This is a genomic window from Helicobacter baculiformis, from assembly GCF_900197685.1.
GTDB classification, from domain to species: domain Bacteria; phylum Campylobacterota; class Campylobacteria; order Campylobacterales; family Helicobacteraceae; genus Helicobacter; species Helicobacter baculiformis.
Map to the genome: position 1 here is coordinate 1 of NZ_FZMF01000077.1, position 1,346 is coordinate 1,346.

Sequence of the window (1,346 nt, forward strand, 5' to 3'; positions counted from 1 at the left end):
TACAAATAAGAAGAAATTTTAGGAGTAGCTATGTTTAAGAACTTAAAATTGAGTTCTAAAATCATGCTTGTGGTTTCTTGTATCTTGCTGACCATGTTTGGAGGGTTAAACGCTTACCTGCTTGTAATTATGAGCAAGAACTATAAAAGCAGTTCTGAGCAAATTTTAAAGGAGCAGGCCAAGTTAAAAGCGACTAAGGTGATCATGGTGCTTCACTCTGTGGGACGCACCTTGAAAAATTTTAGCGCCTACTTAAGCGCAAACACATGGGAAATGAAAGAACCCAGTACCATACAAGCCATGCTCACTAAAATTGTTGAATCGAGTCAAGATGTCTACATACGCCAAGCCTTTTTAATTTTACTGAACAATGATCAAGTTAAAAGCAGTGTAGAGGTGATTAGAACGGCAGAAGGTAAAACTTTGAGCTTTAGTAATACGCCTTCTATCATGCATGCCTCCGCCGTAGAACAAACACTTAAAAAACGGCATAATACACGCGATTTGGTCAAAGTAACCACCTTATTAGATGGCACGAAGGCTTTTGGAACAACTATTGTTGTTCCCATCAAGGTTAATGATAAGGCAGTTGCGTTAGTGGGCGTTTTTGTTGATTTTGCATCTATTCAAAATGATTTCTTTCCTAAGGGGAATATGGACGGCTTCATGATTGGGAGCGATGATAGTATTTTAGCTATTCATCGCGATCATAGCTTGCAGGGCAGGCAATTTAGCGATGTTATGCATGATGCGCGCACTAAGGACATTCTAGATTTTAGAAAAAACGCTCGGTCTGGCACAATCAGTATTATAGAATGGCATTCTTCTGTGCTGCAAAAAGATACAATTGCGACGCTTTATGCGTTTACGCCTTTTGATCACATGCTCAGCCACGAAGGCTATAACTGGGTTGTAGGGGCAGTTTTTACGAAAGATAAGGTGTTTAGCGAGCTTTACCAAATCCGCCGTGTGATTATCGTTGGAGGGATTGTTACCTTTATAGCAACGATGTTTATTCTCTACTTTTATATGCGCTTGCAAGTGGTGCAACGACTAAATAGCATGCTTAAAATGCTTATGGGTTTTTTTAGTTTGTTGCGGCACGAGCGCACAAGTTTAGATCTAAGTCGTGCGCGTTATAATGACGAAATCGGCGTTATGCGCAACGCTCTATGCGATAATATTGCGCGTATCCAAAAGAATTTTGAAATAGATAACTATATGGTGGGCTGTGCAACACTCAGTGCCACTAGCCTAGAAAAAGGTATTATTGTTTCCAAAGATTTAGAATGCCAAAATGGAGCAACGCCACAGATTTGCGAACTTGTCTCGACTCTGTGTGCCAT

The 1,346-nt window shown here is 40.3% G+C and carries 1 pseudogene; it reads left to right on the plus strand.

The window, feature by feature from the left end:
• Positions 1 to 30: 30 nt before the first annotated feature.
• Positions 31 to 1,346, plus strand: a pseudogene (locus tag C6G87_RS08320) (methyl-accepting chemotaxis protein); the annotation flags it as partial.